At 69.5% G+C, this 18,389-nt stretch carries 14 protein-coding genes and 2 tRNA genes; 7 read left to right on the top strand and 9 right to left on the bottom strand.

Annotation, left to right across the window (positions count from 1 at the left end; genetic code table 11):
- Positions 1-1,257 (top strand): site-specific integrase (locus tag KGA66_RS14835; RefSeq protein ID WP_211468691.1); only part of this gene is annotated, 1,257 nt, incomplete at its 5' end.
- A 417-nt stretch (positions 1,258-1,674) separates the two neighbouring features.
- Here the strand turns inward: KGA66_RS14835 and KGA66_RS14830 are convergent.
- A tRNA-Ile gene (locus KGA66_RS14830) sits at positions 1,675-1,748 on the bottom strand.
- A gap of 105 nt (positions 1,749-1,853) precedes the next feature.
- A tRNA-Asn gene (locus KGA66_RS14825) sits at positions 1,854-1,926 on the bottom strand.
- A 332-nt stretch (positions 1,927-2,258) separates the two neighbouring features.
- Here KGA66_RS14825 and KGA66_RS14820 point away from each other — a divergent pair.
- Positions 2,259-2,588: a hypothetical protein gene (locus KGA66_RS14820; protein WP_211468690.1), complete on the top strand. Its 330-nt coding sequence runs from the start codon at positions 2,259-2,261 to the stop codon at positions 2,586-2,588.
- A gap of 228 nt (positions 2,589-2,816) precedes the next feature.
- Here KGA66_RS14820 and KGA66_RS31615 read toward each other — a convergent pair whose 3' ends face one another.
- From KGA66_RS31615 to KGA66_RS14805, 3 genes are all read right to left on the bottom strand, one after another.
- On the bottom strand, positions 2,817-4,199 hold the full coding sequence (locus KGA66_RS31615) for an RNA polymerase sigma factor (RefSeq protein WP_369015876.1): 1,383 nt from the start codon (positions 4,197-4,199) through the stop codon (positions 2,817-2,819).
- Positions 4,200-4,793: 594 nt separating this feature from the next.
- Positions 4,794-6,764, bottom strand: coding sequence for a DNA primase (gene dnaG, locus KGA66_RS14810; protein WP_211468689.1), 1,971 nt, complete (start codon positions 6,762-6,764; stop codon positions 4,794-4,796).
- Positions 6,765-6,774: 10 nt separating this feature from the next.
- Positions 6,775-8,034 carry a deoxyguanosinetriphosphate triphosphohydrolase gene (locus KGA66_RS14805; RefSeq protein WP_211468688.1) on the bottom strand — a complete coding sequence of 420 codons (1,260 nt, stop codon included), beginning with the start codon at positions 8,032-8,034 and terminating at the stop codon, positions 6,775-6,777.
- 101 nt (positions 8,035-8,135) lie between these two features.
- Here KGA66_RS14805 and KGA66_RS14800 point away from each other — a divergent pair, with 101 nt between their 5' ends.
- Entirely contained in the window at positions 8,136-8,597 is a 462-nt protein-coding gene (locus KGA66_RS14800; protein ID WP_211468687.1) for a GNAT family N-acetyltransferase, read from the top strand.
- 89 nt (positions 8,598-8,686) lie between these two features.
- On the opposite strand, the gene ppdK is transcribed toward KGA66_RS14800, so the two are convergent.
- Together ppdK and dusB are read right to left on the bottom strand one after the other, a co-directional pair.
- Positions 8,687-11,431, bottom strand: a complete 2,745-nt coding sequence (gene ppdK / locus KGA66_RS14795; protein WP_312886918.1) for a pyruvate, phosphate dikinase — start codon at positions 11,429-11,431, stop codon at positions 8,687-8,689.
- Between the two features lie 358 nt (positions 11,432-11,789).
- The gene (dusB, locus tag KGA66_RS14790; RefSeq protein ID WP_211468685.1) at positions 11,790-12,956 is read right to left on the bottom strand and encodes a tRNA dihydrouridine synthase DusB; all 1,167 of its coding nucleotides are present in this window, start codon (positions 12,954-12,956) and stop codon (positions 11,790-11,792) included.
- 137 nt (positions 12,957-13,093) lie between these two features.
- Between dusB and ppgK the strand changes: the two genes are divergently transcribed.
- Together ppgK and KGA66_RS14780 are read left to right on the top strand one after the other, a co-directional pair.
- The gene (gene ppgK, locus KGA66_RS14785; RefSeq protein ID WP_211468684.1) at positions 13,094-13,894 is read left to right on the top strand and encodes a polyphosphate--glucose phosphotransferase; all 801 of its coding nucleotides are present in this window, start codon (positions 13,094-13,096) and stop codon (positions 13,892-13,894) included.
- A 132-nt stretch (positions 13,895-14,026) separates the two neighbouring features.
- Positions 14,027-14,632: a hypothetical protein gene (locus tag KGA66_RS14780; RefSeq protein ID WP_211468683.1), complete on the top strand. Its 606-nt coding sequence runs from the start codon at positions 14,027-14,029 to the stop codon at positions 14,630-14,632.
- 47 nt (positions 14,633-14,679) lie between these two features.
- Here the strand turns inward: KGA66_RS14780 and KGA66_RS14775 are convergent, their stop codons facing one another.
- Positions 14,680-16,062, bottom strand: a complete 1,383-nt coding sequence (locus tag KGA66_RS14775; protein WP_211468682.1) for a glycine--tRNA ligase — start codon at positions 16,060-16,062, stop codon at positions 14,680-14,682.
- Positions 16,063-16,293: 231 nt separating this feature from the next.
- On the opposite strand from KGA66_RS14775, the gene KGA66_RS14770 reads away from it, so the two are divergent.
- On the top strand, positions 16,294-16,725 hold the full coding sequence (locus tag KGA66_RS14770) for a Fur family transcriptional regulator (protein ID WP_211468681.1): 432 nt from the start codon (positions 16,294-16,296) through the stop codon (positions 16,723-16,725).
- A 15-nt stretch (positions 16,726-16,740) separates the two neighbouring features.
- Here the strand turns inward: KGA66_RS14770 and KGA66_RS14765 are convergent, their stop codons facing one another.
- Positions 16,741-17,325, bottom strand: coding sequence for a GNAT family N-acetyltransferase (locus KGA66_RS14765; RefSeq protein ID WP_211468680.1), 585 nt, complete (start codon positions 17,323-17,325; stop codon positions 16,741-16,743).
- A gap of 285 nt (positions 17,326-17,610) precedes the next feature.
- On the opposite strand from KGA66_RS14765, the gene KGA66_RS14760 reads away from it, so the two are divergent.
- Positions 17,611-18,375 carry a class I SAM-dependent methyltransferase gene (locus tag KGA66_RS14760; RefSeq protein ID WP_211468679.1) on the top strand — a complete coding sequence of 255 codons (765 nt, stop codon included), beginning with the start codon at positions 17,611-17,613 and terminating at the stop codon, positions 18,373-18,375.
- The last annotated feature ends 14 nt before the right edge of the window (positions 18,376-18,389 follow it).

Genomic DNA, 18,389 nt, shown 5'->3' with positions numbered 1-18,389 from the left:
CCGCTGCCGGACGAGGACGAGATCCGCAAACGCCTGACCCTCGGCCAAGCCGTCGACAATCCGCTCACCCTCGGCCAATACCTCACCGAATGGCTGACCACCAAAGCCGACCTGGCCGGCGGCACCCAGATGTCCTACCAGATGCACATCCGCGTCCACCTCATCCCCCACCTCGGGAAGATCCGCCTGGACAAGCTGCGCGTGAGCCACGTCCGCGGCCTCGTCGACGCGATCGAAACGCAGAACACGAAGATCGAAGCCGACAACCTGCGCCGCGCCGCCCTCAAAGTCGAACTCGGCCAAGCCATCGAGACCGGCGACGCGGACCAGGCACGGCGCATCAGAGCCCGGATCAAGGCACTCGGCGCGCCGCGGCGGATCACCGGCCCCTCCAGCGTCAAACGCATCCGCGCCACCCTCTCCTCCGCCCTCTCGGACGCGGTCGCCCAGATGCTCATCCCCGTCAACCCCGCCAAACTCATCCGCCTGTCCGGCGGACGCCGACCCCGCGGCCTGGTCTGGACCCAGCCACGCGTCGCCGCGTGGCGCAAGACCGGGAAGAAGCCCTCCCCGGTGATGATCTGGACCATCGAACAGACCATCGCCTTCCTGCACACCACCCACGGCCACCCCTTCGCCATCGCCTACCACCTGATGGCCTTCACCGGCATGCGCCGCGGAGAAACCGCAGGACTGCACTGGCACGACGTCGACCTCGACGCGGGGGAACTGACCGTCACCTGCCAACTCGCCCAGATCGGCTGGCAAACCAAGCTGACCGCCCCCAAATCAGAAGACTCCTACCGCACCATCGCCATCGCCCAACCCATGGTCGAGCTACTGCGCGCACACCGCGCCAAACAGGAACGCAACCGCACCGCCATGGGCCAAGCCTGGCCGGATACGAACCTGGTCTTCACCCACCCCGACGGGCGCCGGTTGCACCCCGCGCAACTGACCTACGAGTTCTACAAGCTCGTGCGCGAACACGACCTACCGCCGATCCGGCTGCACGACCTGCGCCACGGCACCGCCACCCACGCACTCACAGCAGGCATCGACATCAAGCTGGTGCAGGACCTGCTGGGCCACACCACATCATCGTTCACCCGCGACACGTACATGTCGGTGGCCGACGAAGCCCGCCGCACCGCCGCCGACACCCTCGCCGCCATCTTCCACCACCGCGACCACCCAGCCGGCAACGCGACGCACGAACCCCGAGACGGCGACGCCCCCGCACCGCAAGCCGCATAACCGACCCCCGCCGCAACGCTGCGCCCCGCCACACGGCGGGGCGCAGCCACGTCCAGGCCCATGCCACGGCGCCGTTACACAAGCCGCCACGCCGGCCCGACACACGGACACAGTCCCCGGCCCCGCGACCACCGACGCAGCCACCCATCACCGTCGCACCGGCCATCCACGCACGGCGCGACAACCAGCGCACGGCACCGACAGAACACGATCAGAAACGGTGGAGAGGCCCGACCAACGGATTCGACCCCACTTTTCCCACGGGCGCTTTCGTTACAAACCGGCGACCAAGATCCATCCGGTTCCCTCCCACTTCCCTCCCACCACCACCTGACACTACGTCAGGTGGTCTGAACCATACGGAGAGAAACTGGGCATATATGCAGCTCACCCGCCTGGTTGGATGTCCAACCTCGGTAGGGCGGGTGGGACTCGAACCCACGACCCAAGGATTATGAGTCCTCTGCTCTAACCGGCTGAGCTACCGCCCCTCGTCACCAACGGATGGCTTGTGCCCGATTCGGCCCGGAATCAACCATTTCCCGCGGTAGACGCGAAACGTCTCCGGGCGGGCGCCTCGGAGACGTTGTCGTGCGCTCCCGCAATAGGACTCGAACCTATAACCTGCCGGTTAACAGCCGGCTGCTCTGCCAGTTGAGCTATGCGGGATCGTTCATGCCAGACCGCTGGTCACGGCGTGTTTATCGTTACTGCTACCTGATCGCGGCCCTGCGGACACCAACCTTAGCGCATCCAGGGGGGTGCTCCGCCACTCCGTATCCGGCGAAGTCTGACGGTGGAGCGTGCGCCACGAGGGGCAAGGGGACCGGTGCGCCGATTAGGTGGGACTGCGTGCGGGTAGTCGCGGCTCGTCGGGTCCTTGCCCGTGCGGGATCCGCTGTGGCCCACCCGGGCCGCCGGACCCACTGGTCCCACCGCACCCAGCGGATTGCTGGGACCGATGGATCCGACGAACCTGCCGGGCTTCGCTGGGAGTGGTGATGAAGGCCAAGATCAGTTTTGTAAGCGGAATGGTGCTCGGTCTGCTGGCCGGGAGCAAGATCGGCCCGCGGCTTTACGAACGGGTCTCCGCCGCCGTGTCGTCTCTCGCCGCGGATCCGCGGGTGCGGCACGGCGCGTCGAATGCCGGCGATCGCGCCGCGCATGTCGCGAAGAACGCCGGGATGTCGGCTGCGCAGCAGGTGCGACATGCCAGCGAGGTGGTCACGCACCGGTTCGGAGACCGATTCAACAGCGTTAGTCATTCAGCGCCGAACGGCGCGAAGCACGGCGGAAGCCGCTTTGATGAGGATCCGCTCGCAGATCAATGAGTCCTCGCGGGAACGGGCGTTGACGAGCGCTCGCCGCTGATCGTCACGCTGAGCCGCGCCGATGGGTTGGTGGGCCGGTGGCTCGGGCCATGCTCGCCCGAGCCACCGGCCCCTTCTCGGCTTCCCGGCCCGTTCTCGACATTCCTGGGCCGCCGGCCTCGACTCGACCCCGGGCCGGCCTACTAGGCTCCCGCCTCAGTCAACGCGGGCGGCCCTTGAGCCAAACGCTCAACGCAGGTAGTCCTTGAGCTGGTCGGCATACGAGTGGCCGCGCAGCTTCGCCAGCGTCTTGGCCTCGATCTGGCGGATGCGTTCACGCGTGACACCGAAGGTGCGGCCGATTTCCTCCAAGGTGTGCGGTTCGCCGTCGGTGAGGCCGTAACGCAGCTGAACCACGCGCTTTTCCCGCTCGCCGAGGGTCGAGAGCAGCGTATCCAGGTGCTCGCGCAGCATCATCACAGCCACGGAGTCGGCCGGTGAGACCGCGTCCGCGTCCTCGATCAGGTCGCCGAGCGCCACGTCGTCCTCTTCGCCTACCGGGGCGTGCAACGAGACCGGCTCCTGGGCGAGACGCAGGACCTCGACGACACGTTCCTCGGGGACGCCCAGCACATCCGCGATCTGCTCGGGGGTCGGCTCGATCGAGTTGGCCTGAAGCAGCGCCCGCTGCAACCGGACCACCCGGTTCATCAGCTCCACCACGTGCACCGGAACCCTGATCGTGCGGGCTTGGTCCGCCAGCGCCCGGCTCATCGCCTGGCGGATCCACCAGGTCGCGTACGTGGAGAACTTGTATCCGCGGGCGTAGTCGAACTTCTCGACCGCGCGGATCAGACCCAGGTTGCCCTCCTGCACCAGGTCGAGGATCGACATTCCGCGGCCGATGTAGCGTTTGGCGATCGACACGACCAGGCGCAGGTTCGCCTCGATGAGCTTGCGCTTGGCCGCCTGGCCGTGCAGCACCAGCACATGCAGGTCGCGACGGTCCTCGGGGCGCAGGTCGAAGCAGTGCAGCAGCTTCTCGTCCGCGAACAGGCCGGCTTCGACGGCGCGGGCCAGTTCCACCTCCTCCACCGCGGTCAGCAGCGGAATGCGGCCTATCTCGCGCAGGTACTGGCGAAAGAGGTCGCCCGCGGGACCGGCGGAGTCAGCCCAGGCGGCCACGTGGGCGTCGGCCGCCTCCTGCTCCTGCGCGGTGGGTTCCTCTTCCGCCTCGGTCTCGGCCAGTTCCTGCGGGTCCGGCTCGCGCAGGTCGCGGGTGCGCGCCGCCTCGGGGCCGGACTGGCCCGACTGGCCGGATTCCAGATCGGCGCCGGGCTCCGGGTCAGGGTCGGCCGCTTCGGCCAGACTTGCGTCCGGGTCGGCAGTGCTCTCGGCATCGTTGCGGGCAGCGGTCTCGGCGTCGCCGTCGGCGCTCGTTTCGGCTACGGCTGCGGCTACGGCTTCGGCTGCGGTCCCAATGTCGATACGCGGACCCGACACGGAGCCGTTGACGAGCGGGGTGGCCGTGCCCGCTGTAGCTGCGCCACGCCCTCGCGGCCCGGGTTGCGGACGCGCTGCGGCGGGCTCGGACGTGAGGGTGGCGGCATCCCGGTTGACCGGCAGTGGCATCACCCGGGCCAGGGGCAGCTCTTGGGTGTCCGCGAGCGCGTCCTGCGGTGGCACCGTCTCCACTGCCTCGGAAGGTGCGGCCTGTACGGCCGTTTCGCGTGGCTGGGTGACCACGGACAGGATGCGCTCGCCGCGCGGCTGCTGCGCGGCCTGCTGCTGCTCGGCCCCGCCCGGTGTGGGTCCGACGATGACACGTGCGAGGGCGCCGTCCATACGAACTCCGTCCACTTCACCGGCCAGCCCGCCGGGCCGCCGGGGACCTCGTCGTCCCCGCACGGTGCCCGAACACCCGGACGTCACTGGCGACTTGTGCACCGCGCCCCGCCGGATCGGCGACGCGGTCGGCTCCACGCGGTGTGGATTCCACGACTCCTCCCCTACCCCGGCACGCACCGTTTCGCGCCTCCCGACGGGCAAGAACTTCGGCGAATCCGGGGATTCGGCGGTGATACGCCAGGTGTCGGCGCAGTCACGCAAAGCGCTGGAGAAGGCGTCGGGGAGAGGCGCTGCGGCACGCGCGATGGCGCGGGGCGTGGTCCCGCGGATGGTCCCGCCGGGTCGCGAGCGCACCCGCTCGGGACGCGCCTACAGACGTCAGTCGAGGGAGGAGAACAGCTGCGCCCGGAACATGTTCAACTCGTTCAGCTCAACGGAGAGCTTCTGGTAATCCTCGGGCTGCGCGACCGGGTCCAGTCGGCGCAGCCGGGAGAGGGTTTCGGCGCGGCGCAGCTCGACCGCGTCGATCCAGATCCGGGTCACCAGTTCCGTCGCGTAGCGCGCGTCGACGCTCTGGCCGCCCTTGGCGTTTTCCCGCAGCATCAACGGCTCCACGGCCAGCCGGTTGATCAGGGAACGAACCGAGTCGTCGGCGGCGGCCGCGCTCACCGTGCTCAGCCACTGCACCGGGTCCGCGGCGCCCGATGCCCCTCCGGCCGCCGATATGGCCGCGTGCACGGCGGCGTAAGCGGGCGCGGTGAACTCCTCCGGGCCCAGCCCGTCGAAGGTCGCGCCGGCCAACTTCGGGTACTGCAAGGCGAGCTTGAGGGCTTCACGCTGTCGGCGGGAGGCAGGGCCGGTGGGCAGCGCGTTGCCCGCCGACGGCGACGCGGCGCCGGCGGTGGCGGCGCTCGCCGCGGGCGGCCCCTGCGAAGCGGTGTGCGAGGCAGCGGTGACAGACGACGAAGCGGGCGCGGAGGACGCGCCGCGGGTCTGTCCCGGGATGTTGCGCCGCGCGTTGGGGGTCGCGCGCCGGACCTCGGCGAGAACGAGCGGCACGTCGTCGAAGCCGAGCCAGCCGGCCAGCCTGCGGGCGTACTCGGGACGCAGCGCCGGGTCGTGGATCGCGGCGACGATGGGGGCCGCGGCGCGCAGTGCACGCACCCGGCCCTCCGGTGTATCCAGGTTGTGCTCGGACAGCCGGGCCCTGATCGCGAACTCGAACAGCGGGATCCGCGACGAGACCAGATCCCTGACAGCCGCGTCGCCGCGGGCGATCCGCAGGTCGCAGGGGTCCATACCGTCCGGCTGCACCGCCACGAAGGTCTGCGTGACCCAGCGCTGGTCCTCCATGAACGCCCGCAGCGCCGCCTTCTGGCCGGCCGAGTCGCCGTCGAAGGTGAAGACGACCTCACAGCCGAGGTACTGGTTGCGGTCCGCCAGCAGCCTGCGCAGGATCTTGATGTGCTCCTCACCGAACGCGGTCCCGCAGGTCGCGATCGCGGTGGTCTCGCCGGCCAGGTGGCAGGCCATCACGTCGGTGTAGCCCTCGACCACGACCGCGCGCTGCTGCTTGCCGAGCTCCTTGCGCGCCAGGTCGAGACCGTAGAGCACCGAGGACTTCTTGTAGAGCGGAGTCTCGGGGGTGTTCAGGTACTTGGGCGAGTCCTTGTCCTCGCTCAGCCGCCGCGCGCCGAACCCGATCACCTCGCCGCCGATGTCCGCGATCGGCCAGGCGAGGCGGTCACGGAAGCGGTCGATCGGGCCACGCCGTCCCTCGGAGGCGAGGCCGCCGACCAGCAGTTCCTTGTCGGTGAAGCCGCGGCCGCGCAGGTGCCGGACGAGCGCGTCCCAGCCGCCGGGCGCGTAGCCGACGCCGAAGCGTTCTAGCGCCGCAGCGTCGAAGCCGCGGCTGTTGAGGAACTCCCTGCCGTGCTTGGCCGCGGGAGTGGTCAGCTGCTCCCGGTAGTACTCCGCGGCGACGCTGTGCGCCTCAAGCAGCCGTGCGCGTTCGCTGGTCTCGGTGCGCTTGGTGTAGCCGCCTTCGGCGTACCGCAGCTCGATGCGGGCACGCTTGGCCAGTTGCTCGACCGCCTCGTTGAAGGAGAGGTGTTCGAGCTTCGTCAGGAACGTGATGACGTCCCCGCCCTCGCCGCAGCCGAAGCAGTGCCAAAGGCCGCGCGCCGGCGTCACGTTGAAGGACGGGGACTTCTCGTCGTGAAACGGGCACAGGCCCTTGAGATTCCCGCCGCCCGCGGAGCGCAGCTGGATGTGCTCCCCGATGACATCGGCGATCGCGGACGCGTCGCGGACGGCTTTCACGTCCTCGTCCCGAATGCGCCCGGCCATGGTCGGGATTCTACGCGGCGCTTCCGACAAGGCGTCGGTGTAGCCGCCGGGCCGAGCTGTCGGTGAGCGAGGCTATCTGGTCCACGACGACGCGCAGGCGCGCACCGTCGTCGGAGGCTTCGGACCACCATGCCTGAAACGGCGGCTCCAGCTGTTCGGGCCGGGCGGCGAGCAGCGCGACCAGCTCACGGATCAGTGCCGCCTGCTGCGTGCGCAAGGCGAGGGCATGCTCGGTCTCCATGACGTAACGCGCCGCGACCGCCTTGAGCACCGCGTTCTCCAGGCGGATCGGACGCGGTACGACGAGATGGGCGTTGTACCGCGTATGCGGTCCGGGTCCGAACTCGGACCGCGTCGCACGCACGACGGCTAAGCAGAAGCGGCCGATCAACTCGCTCGCGGCGCCCTTGAGCCGGGCCTGGGCGGCAAAGGAACGATCATAATCGGCGGGCCACCACTCCAGCGTCTGCAGCCGGTCGAGCGCGGCGGCCAGTTCCGCGGGCTCGGCGTCGGGGGCGTAGCCGCGGGAGCGTTCGAACAGCGCGGCGCGTTCCCCCTCGACGAGGAGGATCCTGGGATCGACGTGCCCGGCGTAGATCGCGTCCTCAAGATCGTGCACCGAGTAGGCGACGTCGTCGGACCAGTCCATGATCTGCGCCTCGAAACATTTGACCGGATCGGGCGGCGCGCCGATGCGCAACCAGGAGAAGACCGGAAGATCGTCCGAGTAAGCACCGAACTTGGTGTTCCCGGGGCGGCGCGTCCACGGGTACTTGGTCGCGGCATCAAGCAGCCCGCGGGTCGGGTTGAGCCCGGCGGACCGGCCGTCCGCCCGGACGACCTTCGCTTCGAGGCGGGTGAGGATGCGCAGGTTCTGCGCGTTGCCTTCGAAGCCGCCGATCGCGCCGGTGACCTCGTTGAGCGCGGCTTCACCGGTGTGGCCGAAGGGCGGGTGGCCGAGGTCGTGCGCGAGGCAGGCGGCCTCGACCAGGTCCGGGTCGGCACCGAGGGAGCCGGCCAGTTCGCGGCCGATCTGCGCCACCTCCAGCGAATGGGTCAGCCGGGTGCGCGGGAAGTCGGACTCGCCGGGAGTGACGACCTGGGTCTTTCCGGCCAGGCGGCGCAGCGCGAGGCTGTGCAGAACGCGCGCGCGGTCGCGCTGGAAGGGGGTGCGTTCCCCGCCGGTGCGCTTGAGCTCGCTGGCGGGCTCGACGGCGTACCGCTCCACGTCCGCCTGGTCGTACCCGGGCACGGTGATGACCTGTGTCATGGATCAACGGTAGTGCGCGGCGGCGCGCAGCACGTCCGTGTGAACGTCCCGGGTTACTTGGCCGATATATCTCCGCAACATCGAATGGCTAGCGTGAAGCGGTGATCACGATCGAACCGGTGCCTGTTGACGACGAGGAGCTGGCCAAGCTGCGCCAGGAACTGCGCGCCGACATCAGCGCACGCTATCCGGACGTAGGCGCGGACAGTGACGAGCACCTGACCGATGACATCCGCTTCCTGCTGATGCGCGAGAACGGCACGCCGATCGGCTGTTGCGCGCTACAGCCCAACCGCGCATCAGGGCTCGAAGGACTGGAACTGAAGCGGATGTACGTGGTGCCCACCTCGCGCGGCACCACGGCGGCCGGCCGGCTGCTCGCCGCGGCCGAGGCGCTGGCCCGGCGGCTCGGCGCGCCGCGGATCTACCTGGAGACCGGGACCGGACAGCCCGAGGCGATCCGGTTCTACGAGCGCAGCGGGTACACGACAATACCGTTGTACCCGCCGTACATCGGGTCGCCGCTGTCGGTCTCCTACGAGAAGGCCTTCGAGGCCGGATAGGCCCCGGAAGGGCCATTCGACCGGGTGCGAGAACGACAACGGCTAACCCGACGCACGGCAGGCGTTGGGGCGCGGGTGGAGCGAAGCGGTCAGGCGGTCGTGTCGGTACGCTCGCACTGCTGCTGTACAGCCGCGCGGGCGGCCTCCAGCCGGGCCACCGGGACGCGGAACGGCGAGCAGGACACGTAGTCGAGACCAACCTGGTGGAAGAAGTGCACCGAGTCCGGGTCGCCGCCGTGTTCGCCGCACACGCCGAGTTTGAGCGACGGGCGGGCGGCCTTGCCTTCGTCAGCGGCGATCTGCACCAGGCGGCCGACCCCGCCGCGGTCCAGGGTCTCGAACGGGGAGACGCCGAAGATGCCCTTGTCCAGGTAGGCGCTGAAGAACGCGGCCTCCACGTCGTCTCGGCTGAAGCCCCAGGTCGTCTGCGTCAGGTCGTTGGTGCCGAAGGAGAAGAACTCGGCGGCCTCGGCGATCTGGCCTGCGGTCAGGGCCGCGCGGGGCAGCTCGATCATCGTGCCGATCAGCGCCCGGATGTCGGCTCCGGTGATCTCGCGAACCTCGTCGAGCACCGCGCGGGCCTCCTCGCGGATGATCTCCAGCTCCTGCACCGCGCCGACCAGCGGCACCATGATCTCGATCCGGGCCACCCCGCCCGCCTTGGCCACCTGCGCGGCAGCCTCCGCCAGCGCCCTGACCTGCATGATGAACAGGCCCGGCACAACCAGGCCGAGCCGCACTCCGCGCAGGCCGAGCATCGGGTTGGCCTCGTGCAGCTTGTGCACCGCCTGCAACAGCCGCAGGTCGCCCTCGTGCTGTTCGCCGCGCGCCTCGGCCACGGCCACGCGCACGGACAGCTCGGTCAGGTCGGGAAGGAACTCGTGCAGCGGCGGGTCGAGCAGCCGCACGGTCACGGGCAGGCCGCCCATCGCGGTGAGGATCGCCACGAAGTCGTCGCGCTGCATAGGCAGCAGTTCGTCGAGCACCTTGACGCGCTCGGACTCGTCTTCGGCGAGGATCAGCCGCTCGACCAGCGCGCGGCGCTCGCCGAGGAACATGTGCTCCGTGCGGCACAGGCCGATGCCCTGTGCGCCGAACCGGCGGGCGCGCGCGGCGTCCTCCGGGTTGTCCGCGTTGGCGCGCACGTACAGCCGGCGCCGCTCGTCGGCCCACGTCATGATCCGGTGCACGGCCTTGACAAGCTCGCCGGCCCGCGGCGAGTCCGCGCCCAGCCGGCCCTCGAAGTACTCGACCACCGGGGACGGCGCGACCGCCACCTCGCCGAGGTAGACCGCTCCGGAGGTGCCGTCGATGGAGATCAGGTCGCCCTCCTCGACGGTGGTGCCGCCCGGGGCGGTGAACCTGCGTCCCTTGGTGTCGACGTGCAGTTCCTCGGCGCCGCACACGCAGGTCTTGCCCATGCCGCGGGCGACCACTGCGGCGTGCGAGGTCTTGCCGCCGCGCGAGGTCAGGATGCCCTGCGCCGCGATCATGCCGTTGAGGTCGTCCGGGTTGGTCTCGCGGCGGATGAGGATCACCCGCTCGCCGGAGCGCGACCACTTCACCGCGGTGTACGAGTCGAAGACCGCCTTGCCGACCGCGGCGCCCGGCGAGGCGTTCATGCCGGTGGTGATGCGCGTATGGCCGCCTCGGGTGTCGAACTGCGGGAACATCAGCTGCGCCAGCTGCGCGCCGGTGACCCGGGAGACCGCCTCGTCCCGGTCGATCGCGCCCTCGTCGACCAGGCTGGTGGCGATCAGGAACGCGGCGGCCGCGGTGCGCTTGCCGACGCGGGTCTGCAGCATCCAGAGCTTGCCGCGCTCGATGGTGAACTCGATGTCGCACAGGTCGCGGTAGTGGCCTTCCAGCGTGGCCATGATGTCCAGCAGTTCGCGGTACGACTTCGGGTCGAGCTTTTCGAGATCCTGCAGCGGCACGGTGTTGCGGATGCCCGCGACCACGTCCTCGCCCTGCGCGTTCGCCAGGTAGTCGCCGTAGACGCCCTGGGAGCCGGTCGCCGGGTCGCGGGTGAACGCGACGCCGGTGCCCGAGTCGGGACCGAGGTTGCCGAACACCATCGAGCACACGTTGACCGCAGTGCCCAGGTCGTGCGGGATGCGCTCCTGCCGCCGGTAGAGCTTGGCCCGCTTGGTGTTCCAGGAGTCGAACACGGCGCGGATCGCCAGGTCCATCTGCTCGCGCGGATCCTGCGGGAACTCCCGCTGGGCGTGCTCACGCACGATCGCCTTGTACGACTCGACCAGCGCGCGCAGATCCTCGGCGTCCAGGTCCAGATCGCTGGTTACGTTCTTCGCCTTCTTCGCGGCGTCGATCGCGTCCTCGAAGTGCTCGCCCTCGATGCCGAGCACCGTCTTGCCGAACATCTGGATCAGCCGCCGGTACGAATCCCAGGCGAAGCGCTCGTCACCGGCCACCTCGGCCAGGCCCCGCACCGATTCGTCGGACAGACCGATGTTCAGCACCGTCTCCATCATCCCGGGCATGGAGAACTTGGCACCGGAGCGCACTGAGACCAGCAGCGGGTCCGCGCTCGCGCCCAGCCGGCGGCCCATCCGCGCCTCCAGCGCGGCCAGGTGCTCGGAGACCTCGGCGCGCAGACCGTCCGGCTCGTCGCCGTCGGACAGGTATGCGCGGCATGCCTCCGTGGTGAGGGTGAACCCCGGCGGGACCGGCAGACCGAGGTTGGTCATCTCGGCGAGGTTCGCACCCTTGCCGCCGAGCAGATCCTTCAGATCCTTGTTGCCCTCGGTGAAGTCGTAGACGTATTTGGTTGTCCGAGTCGCCGCAGCAGTCGGCGCAATGTCGATCGGCACGTGAGGCTCCCTGAAGCTCAAACGCGTGCGCGTACAAGGTGCGAAATGGACGCCGACCCGCACGACCGGCGCCCACCTCCTGGTTCTCATGACAGTACCGGCCGGTCACGACGATGTCAGCGTGAGACTGACCACCCTGTGGATAACTCTCGCGCGCTTCGCCGGACGGCCCGGTTCCGATGCCCCGAACCGCGGCGGTGAAACGGCGGACGAGGCCGCGGGCAGCCCGGGCATGCGGCGAGGCGCCGGGAGCACACGGCTCGCTGCCCCTGCCCCTGTCTCTGTCTCTGTCTCCGGTGACGCCGCCGCCCGGCGCAGCGGCGTCGCCACCCGGGGCGAGGCGCCGCTCCAGGCAGTATCAGCCGCCTGATTCGTCGGTCTCGGCGCCGGTGGGCGGCGTCGGGTCGTCAGGGTTCTCCAACCAGCCGTAGGGCAGTGTGACCCGGCGCTCCGAGGCGTGGCTGCGGCCGCGCGGCGAGCCCTCGTTGGCGGCGGGCCAGGGCTCAGCGCGGTCGAGCCGGGCGAGCAGCTCTTCGAGCTCCGGCAGGTTCGAGGCCTGCGCCAGCCTGCCGCGCAGTTCGGAGCCGACCGGAAAGCCTTTGAGATACCAGGCGACGTGCTTGCGGAACTCGCGCACACCGTGATCGGAGCGGTGCATCGCGACCAGGCCCTCGGCGTGGCGGCGCATCATCGCGGCGACCTCGCCGAGGCAGGGGCGCACCGGTGCGCCGCCGACGAACGCCGCGGCCAGGTCCGCGAACAGCCACGGGCGGCCCAGGCAGCCGCGGCCGACCACGACCCCGTCCGCGCCGGTCTCGGCCATCATGCGCAGCGCGTCCGCGCCCTCCCAGATATCGCCGTTGCCGAGCACCGGAACCCCGCTGAGCTCGGCCTTGAGCTTCGCGATCCGGTCCCAGTCCGCCTCGCCCGAATAGCCCTGCGCGCCCGTGCGCGCGTGCAGCGCCACAGCCGCGACGCCTTCGTCCTCGGCGATCCGGCCGGCCTCCAGGTAGGTCTCGTGCTCCGGGTCGATGCCCACGCGCATTTTCACGGTCACGGGCAGCGCTCCGGCGTTACGCACCGCCGCCCGCACGATGTTGCGGAACAGCACCCGGTGGTACGGGAGCGCGCAACCGCCGCCGCGACGGGTGACCTTGGGGACGGGGCAGCCGAAATTCAGATCGATGTGATCAGCAAGGTCTTCCTCCGCGACGATACGCACTGCGCGTCCGACATAGTCCGGGTCCACGCCGTAGAGCTGGACCGACCGGGGCTGCTCGTCCGGCTCGAAGTGGATCATCTTGCGGGTCTTGGGGTTACCCTCGACCAGCCCGACCGTCGTGACCATCTCGCAGACGAACAGCCCTGCCGGGTGCCCTGTGTCCGCGGCCGGCACCCGGCTGGTCGCCTGTTCGCGGCACAGCGCGCGGAACGGCGGATTGGTGATGCCCGCCATCGGGGCGAGGACCACGGGCGGCCAGACCTGATAAGGACCGACCGCGAGCGGCGTATGTACTGCGGGCATCTAATGGACCTCGGACCGTTGCTCGGGCGTGTTCGCGGGTACCGGTCCATTGTCCCAGATCCGCGCCCCGGAGCCGGTGGCCCTGGTCGCGGCGTCCGCTGGGGCGTGGTCGGCCTAGACCGGAAAGGAGGCTAAGCGTGCTCGCATTGGGCATCGACATCGGCGGCTCAGGCATCAAGGCCGCCCCGGTCGACACGGTCACCGGCGAGTTGACCGCCGAGCGTTACCGCCTGGAGACGCCTCAGCCCGCGACGCCGGATGCCGTGGCCGAGACGGTCGGCCTGGTGGCCGGGCGCTTCACCTGGACCGGCGCCGTGGGTATCACCTTCCCCGGCGTCGTAAGGCACGGGACAGTCCTTACTGCGGCAAACGTAGACCCTGGCTGGGTCGGCATCGACGCTCCTACGCTGTTCACCCACGCGCTGTCCATCGCGGGCGGACGGCTGCCGCGGGTCCTGAACGACGCCGATGCCGCCGGTGTCGCGGAAATGGCGCACGGTGCGGGACGGGGTCGCAGTGGCGTAGTGATCATGTTCACCTTCGGCACCGGGATCGGGTCGGCACTTTTCGCCGACGGGGTGCTGGTTCCCAACACCGAACTGGGACACATCGAGGTGCGCGGCAAGGACGCCGAACGCCGCGCCTCGGCCCGGGTGCGCGAGGAGAAGAAGCTGACCTGGGAGGATTGGGCCGAGCGCGTCCAGGAATACCTCTCGCGCGCCGAGGCGCTGTTCAGTCCGGATCTGATCATCGTGGGCGGCGGGGTGTCCAGACACGCGGACCGCTTCCTGCCGCTGCTCTCGCTGCGCACGGAACTCGTGGCGGCCCGCCTGGCCAACACCGCGGGGATCGTGGGGGCCGCGATGGCCGCCGTCGCTCCGACCGCGCCCACCGCGCTCGCCGCGGCAACCGACAACCGAGAAATATCCGCGCCTTAGTGTCGTGTCCTGAGGCACTATTGAGGCTCGCTTACGTTGCCCCGACTACCCTTAGCGGGCACGTCGCCACGCTTAGCGATTCGGGCACGCGGGGACAGTGGACTGGTGAATGACTTGGCAGGCCAAAGGTCTGTGCGTAAGACAGCGGCGGCGCTGCTGATGTTGGCGCCGCTGGGAGCGGTCGCGGGGTGCAACTCCGCGCCGCGGCCTACTCCCGATATCAGCCCGACCGCGGTCGCGGCGCCGGTGGACGAACGCATCACGCTGCCCACGACGATGGGCCTGGCGTTCAAGCACCCACGGCCGACCAACCGCATCGAGCATCAGGTGTTGTATACCGTGCAGCAGTCGGTCCGCGCTCAACTGCACGCCGAGTACGGTGCCGGCTCCAAGGATCCGCTGTTGGGCGTCTACTGGTCCGGCAGCGCGCTGAGTACCGTGCGACACGAGGTGACCGGCTGGTCCGCCAGGCACCAGCAGCCGGTGGGCGTGTTGGTGGTGTCGAACACGGTCTACACGCCACCTGACGCGACCGGGAAGGCCACCGTGTCCTTCTGCGCCAGCTGGCGCAACGTCATGCGCGGGGACGCGAAGACACACGTAGTGGGTCCGGCTGTGCAGAAGGCCGGCACGCCGGGTACGTACACCGCGCTCACACTGACGCGCGCGGCCAGCCACTGGCAGGTGTCGAACGTGACCGAGGCCGCGCACTCGCCCAAGTGCGCGGCCTCGAAGTAACACCGTCCGGGAGCGGGCGACGGATCAGCAGGCTGCGGATCAGCGGATCAGCAGCCGACCAGCCGCGCGGCCAGGTACGACTCGACCTGGTCGAGCGAGACCCGTTCCTGCGCCATCGTGTCACGCTCGCGGACCGTCACCGCGTTGTCCTCCAGCGTCTCGAAGTCCACGGTGACGCAGAAGGGGGTGCCGACCTCGTCCTGGCGCCGATAGCGCCGGCCGATCGCCTGCGCGTCGTCGAAGTCGACGTTCCAGTGGGCACGCAGCGAGTCAGCCAACTGCCGGGCCTTCGGCGAGAGGTCCGCGTTGCGCGAGAGCGGCAGCACGGCCACCTTCACCGGCGCGAGCCTGCGGTCCAGCTTGAGCACGGTACGCGGCTCCATCACACCCTTGGCGTTGGGCGCCTCATCCGCGCTGTAGGCGTCCATGAGGAACGCGAGCATGCAGCGGTTCACGCCAGCCGCGGGCTCGATGACGTACGGCGTGAACCGCTCGTTGTTCGCCTGATCGAAGTACGACAGGTCCTGGCCGGAGTGCTTCGAGTGCGTGTTCAGGTCGAAGTCGGTGCGGTTCGCGATGCCCTCGAGTTCGGAGAACTCACTGCCGCCGAAGTTGAACCGGTACTCGATGTCGACGGTCCGCTTCGAGTAGTGCGACAGCTTCTCCTTCGGGTGCTCGAAGATCCGCAGGTTCGCCGGGTCGATGCCCAGGCCCGTGTACCAGGCGTAGCGCTCCTCGATCCAGTACTCGTGCCACTTCTCGTCCTCGCCGGGACGCACGAAGAACTCCATCTCCATCTGCTCGAACTCGCGGGTGCGGAAGATGAAGTTGCCGGGGGTGATCTCGTTGCGGAAGGACTTGCCCATCTGGCCGATGCCGAACGGGATCTTCTTGCGCGCGGTCTCGAAGACGTTCTTGTAGGACACGAAGATGCCCTGCGCGGTCTCCGGGCGCAGGTAGTGCAGGCCGGAGCCGTCCTGGACCGGGCCCAGGTGCGTGGTGAGCATGCCGTTGAACATCTTCGGCTCGGTGAACTGGCCCTTGTTGCCGCAGTTGGGGCAGTTGACGTCGGCCAGGCCGTGCTCGGGGGCGTGCTTGTGCTTGGCCTCGTACGCCTCCTCCAGGTGGTCGGCGCGGAAGCGCTTGTGACAGGAGAGGCATTCGGTGAGCGGATCGGCGAACTCCTTGACGTGCCCTGACGCCTCCCAGACCTCGCGTGCCAGGATCACCGAGGAGTCGAGCCCGACCACGTCGTCCCGGCCGCGCACCAGCGCCTGCCACCACTGCCGCTTGACGTTCTCCTTCAGCTCCACGCCGAGCGGACCGTAGTCGTAGGCGGCGCGGGAGCCGCCGTAGATCTCGCTGGAGGGGAAGACGATGCCGCGGGCCTTTGCGAGGCGCACGATGGTGTCGATCTTGTCGGCGGGCACGGTGTGCTCTCTCGTCTGCTCTGTTCGCCATCACACCCGGCTGGTGTGCGGTCAACCAAGGGGGAAAGCGTACCGAGGGTGAGCGCCGGGTTTCCAACGCGTTCCACGCGGCGGCCCCGGCCCGGTCGGGCCGGCGCCCGGAACGGCGCGCGGTGCCACAATGTCCCGGGCGCGCACGGTCGCGCCCGGGGTACTTTTGGGGGAGATTCACCCGAGCGAGGAGCACCGGCGATGAGCGAGACCGAGACCGGCGGGCCGCGCCCGCAGGTTCCCGCGCCCGGCCGTTCGACCCGGCAGCGGGCCGCGGTCACCGCCCTGCTGGAAGAGACCGACGACTTCCAGTCGGCGCAGCAGTTGCACGACCGCCTCAAGCACCGCGGCGACTCGGTGGGCCTGACGACCGTGTACCGCACGCTCCAGTCCCTCGCGGACGCCGGTGCTGTCGACGTGGTGCGCACGGACGACGGCGAGGCGGTCTACCGGCGGTGCACATCCGGCAGCCATCATCACCACCTGGTCTGCCGCGGCTGCGGCAAGACCGTCGAGGTGGAGGGGCCGGCCGTGGAGAGCTGGGCGGACCGGATCGCGGCCGAGCACGGTTTCACGGACGTCGCGCACACCCTGGAGATCTTCGGCACCTGCGCGCAGTGCGCGGCGCGCTGACGGCGCCGGATCTGTTCAGGCGCGCTCCCGCTCCTTGATCCACACCATTGCGCGGCCGGTCTCGAGCGGTGCGGCGATCGTGTCGTCCTCGATCCGGTCGAGCCGGTAGCCGAGGCGGCGCGGCACGGCCGCGCTGCGCTCGTTCGCCTCGTCGCAGTGGATTTCGACCCGGTCGACGCCGGGCAGGGCGAGCAGGATGTCGGTCAACGCGCGGGCGGCGCGCGTGATGACGCCCTTGCCGGTGTGGTCGATGTGGCACCAGTAACCGATCTCCAGTCCGCCGGGCCCGACCCGGTCGTGCACGCCGATCACGGCGAGCAGCGTGCCGGCGGCCGCGTCGAAGACGCCGTAGTTGTAGGAGAAGCCGGAAGGCCACGAGGCCAGTTGCCGCTCGATCCACTCGCGGTGCTCCTGCCGGGTGCGTGGCTCGGAGATCCAGTCCATCCACGCGTGCAAGGGCTCGTAGGACGCGGTGATCGCTTCGTAGCCGGCCTGCTCGTCGTCCGCCGTCCAGCGGCGCACGAGCATGCCGTCGACCGCGAACTGCTCGGGCGGCGACACGTCGCGCGGGAGCCACTGCGGTTGCTGGTTAGTCTCCATCACCTGATCATCAGGGCGCGGCAGCGCGACCGCAACGCAATAACACCGCAACGCAATAACAGCGCGCGGCGCCACGGCTGGGCCCGGGCTGGGATCAAGCTGGGATCAGGAATGGATCAGCCATGGATCCGTCATGCGGTGGCGCTCCCCGGTGAATCACGCGATCGATCGGTCCCATTTCCCCCCGAAATCGGTGCCGGTCTGGTGGAATGTCTCGCGCTGCGGGCCGAGACGGAAAGACAGCCGACCGACCCGACAGCCGACCCTAACCTCGGGAGGCACACGATGCCCAACCGCGCCAATCCGCTGCACCAGGCCAAGTACGCCCTTCAGCACCCCGGACGCGTCCCCGCCCACCTGCGGCGCCTGACCCGCGATCTGCGCCTGCGCCTGTCCACCCGCGACCACGTGTCCTACTACCGGGCGGTGATGCGCTCGGACGCCGCCCGCAGTCCCGAGGCCGCGGTCGGAAGCAAGACGCACGAACGCTGGCTGGCGCTCGGCCAGATGCAGTTCGACTACCTGGTCGACCACGGGCTCAAGGCGGGCGACCGGATGCTGGAGATCGGCTGCGGGAACCTGCGCGCCGGCTGGCGGTTCATCGACCACCTCGACACCGGGCACTACCACGGCATCGACATCTCGCCCGACATCCTGCTGGCCGCCCAGCAGACCCTCGTGCGGCAGGGGCTCCAGGACAAGTTGCCGAACCTGGCGTTGGTCGACGACCTGACCTTCGCCTTCCTGCCCGCCGGCCACTTCGACGTCGTACACGCCCACAGCGTCTTCTCCCACTCCCCCGTCGAGGTGGTCGACGAGGCGCTGGCGCACGTCGGGCGCATCCTGGCGCCGGGCGGCTTCTTCGACTTCACCTTCGACCGCACCGAGGGCAGCGAGCACCATGTGCTGTGGGAGGACTACTACTTCCGCACCGAGACCCTGCTTGAACTGGCCCGCAAGCACGGCCTGGAGGGCCGCTTCATGGATGACTGGGAGCAACTGCCGCACAAGCAGTCGAAGATCCGGGTGCGGCAGCCGCTCACGCACTGAGCAGGCCTCTGACG

Source organism: Actinocrinis puniceicyclus, assembly GCF_018283645.1.
Classification (GTDB): domain Bacteria; phylum Actinomycetota; class Actinomycetes; order Streptomycetales; family Catenulisporaceae; genus Actinocrinis; species Actinocrinis puniceicyclus.
Note: the sequence above shows the minus strand (reverse complement) of the source record. Positions and strands in the feature narration are given on the sequence as shown.

Bases quoted from the DNA above. Each gene is read 5' to 3' on its own strand.
- KGA66_RS14760 (WP_211468679.1), top strand. From the start codon at position 17,611: ATGCCCAACCGCGCCAATCCGCTGCACCAGGCCAAGTACGCCCTTCAG.
- KGA66_RS14770 (WP_211468681.1), top strand. From the start codon at position 16,294: ATGAGCGAGACCGAGACCGGCGGGCCGCGCCCGCAGGTTCCCGCGCCC.
- dusB (WP_211468685.1), bottom strand. From the start codon at position 12,956: ATGCCCGCAGTACATACGCCGCTCGCGGTCGGTCCTTATCAGGTCTGG.
- KGA66_RS14820 (WP_211468690.1), top strand. From the start codon at position 2,259: ATGAAGGCCAAGATCAGTTTTGTAAGCGGAATGGTGCTCGGTCTGCTG.
- KGA66_RS14765 (WP_211468680.1), bottom strand. From the start codon at position 17,325: ATGGAGACTAACCAGCAACCGCAGTGGCTCCCGCGCGACGTGTCGCCG.
- KGA66_RS14805 (WP_211468688.1), bottom strand. From the start codon at position 8,034: ATGACACAGGTCATCACCGTGCCCGGGTACGACCAGGCGGACGTGGAG.
- KGA66_RS31615 (WP_369015876.1), bottom strand. From the start codon at position 4,199: ATGCCACTGCCGGTCAACCGGGATGCCGCCACCCTCACGTCCGAGCCC.
- dnaG (WP_211468689.1), bottom strand. From the start codon at position 6,764: ATGGCCGGGCGCATTCGGGACGAGGACGTGAAAGCCGTCCGCGACGCG.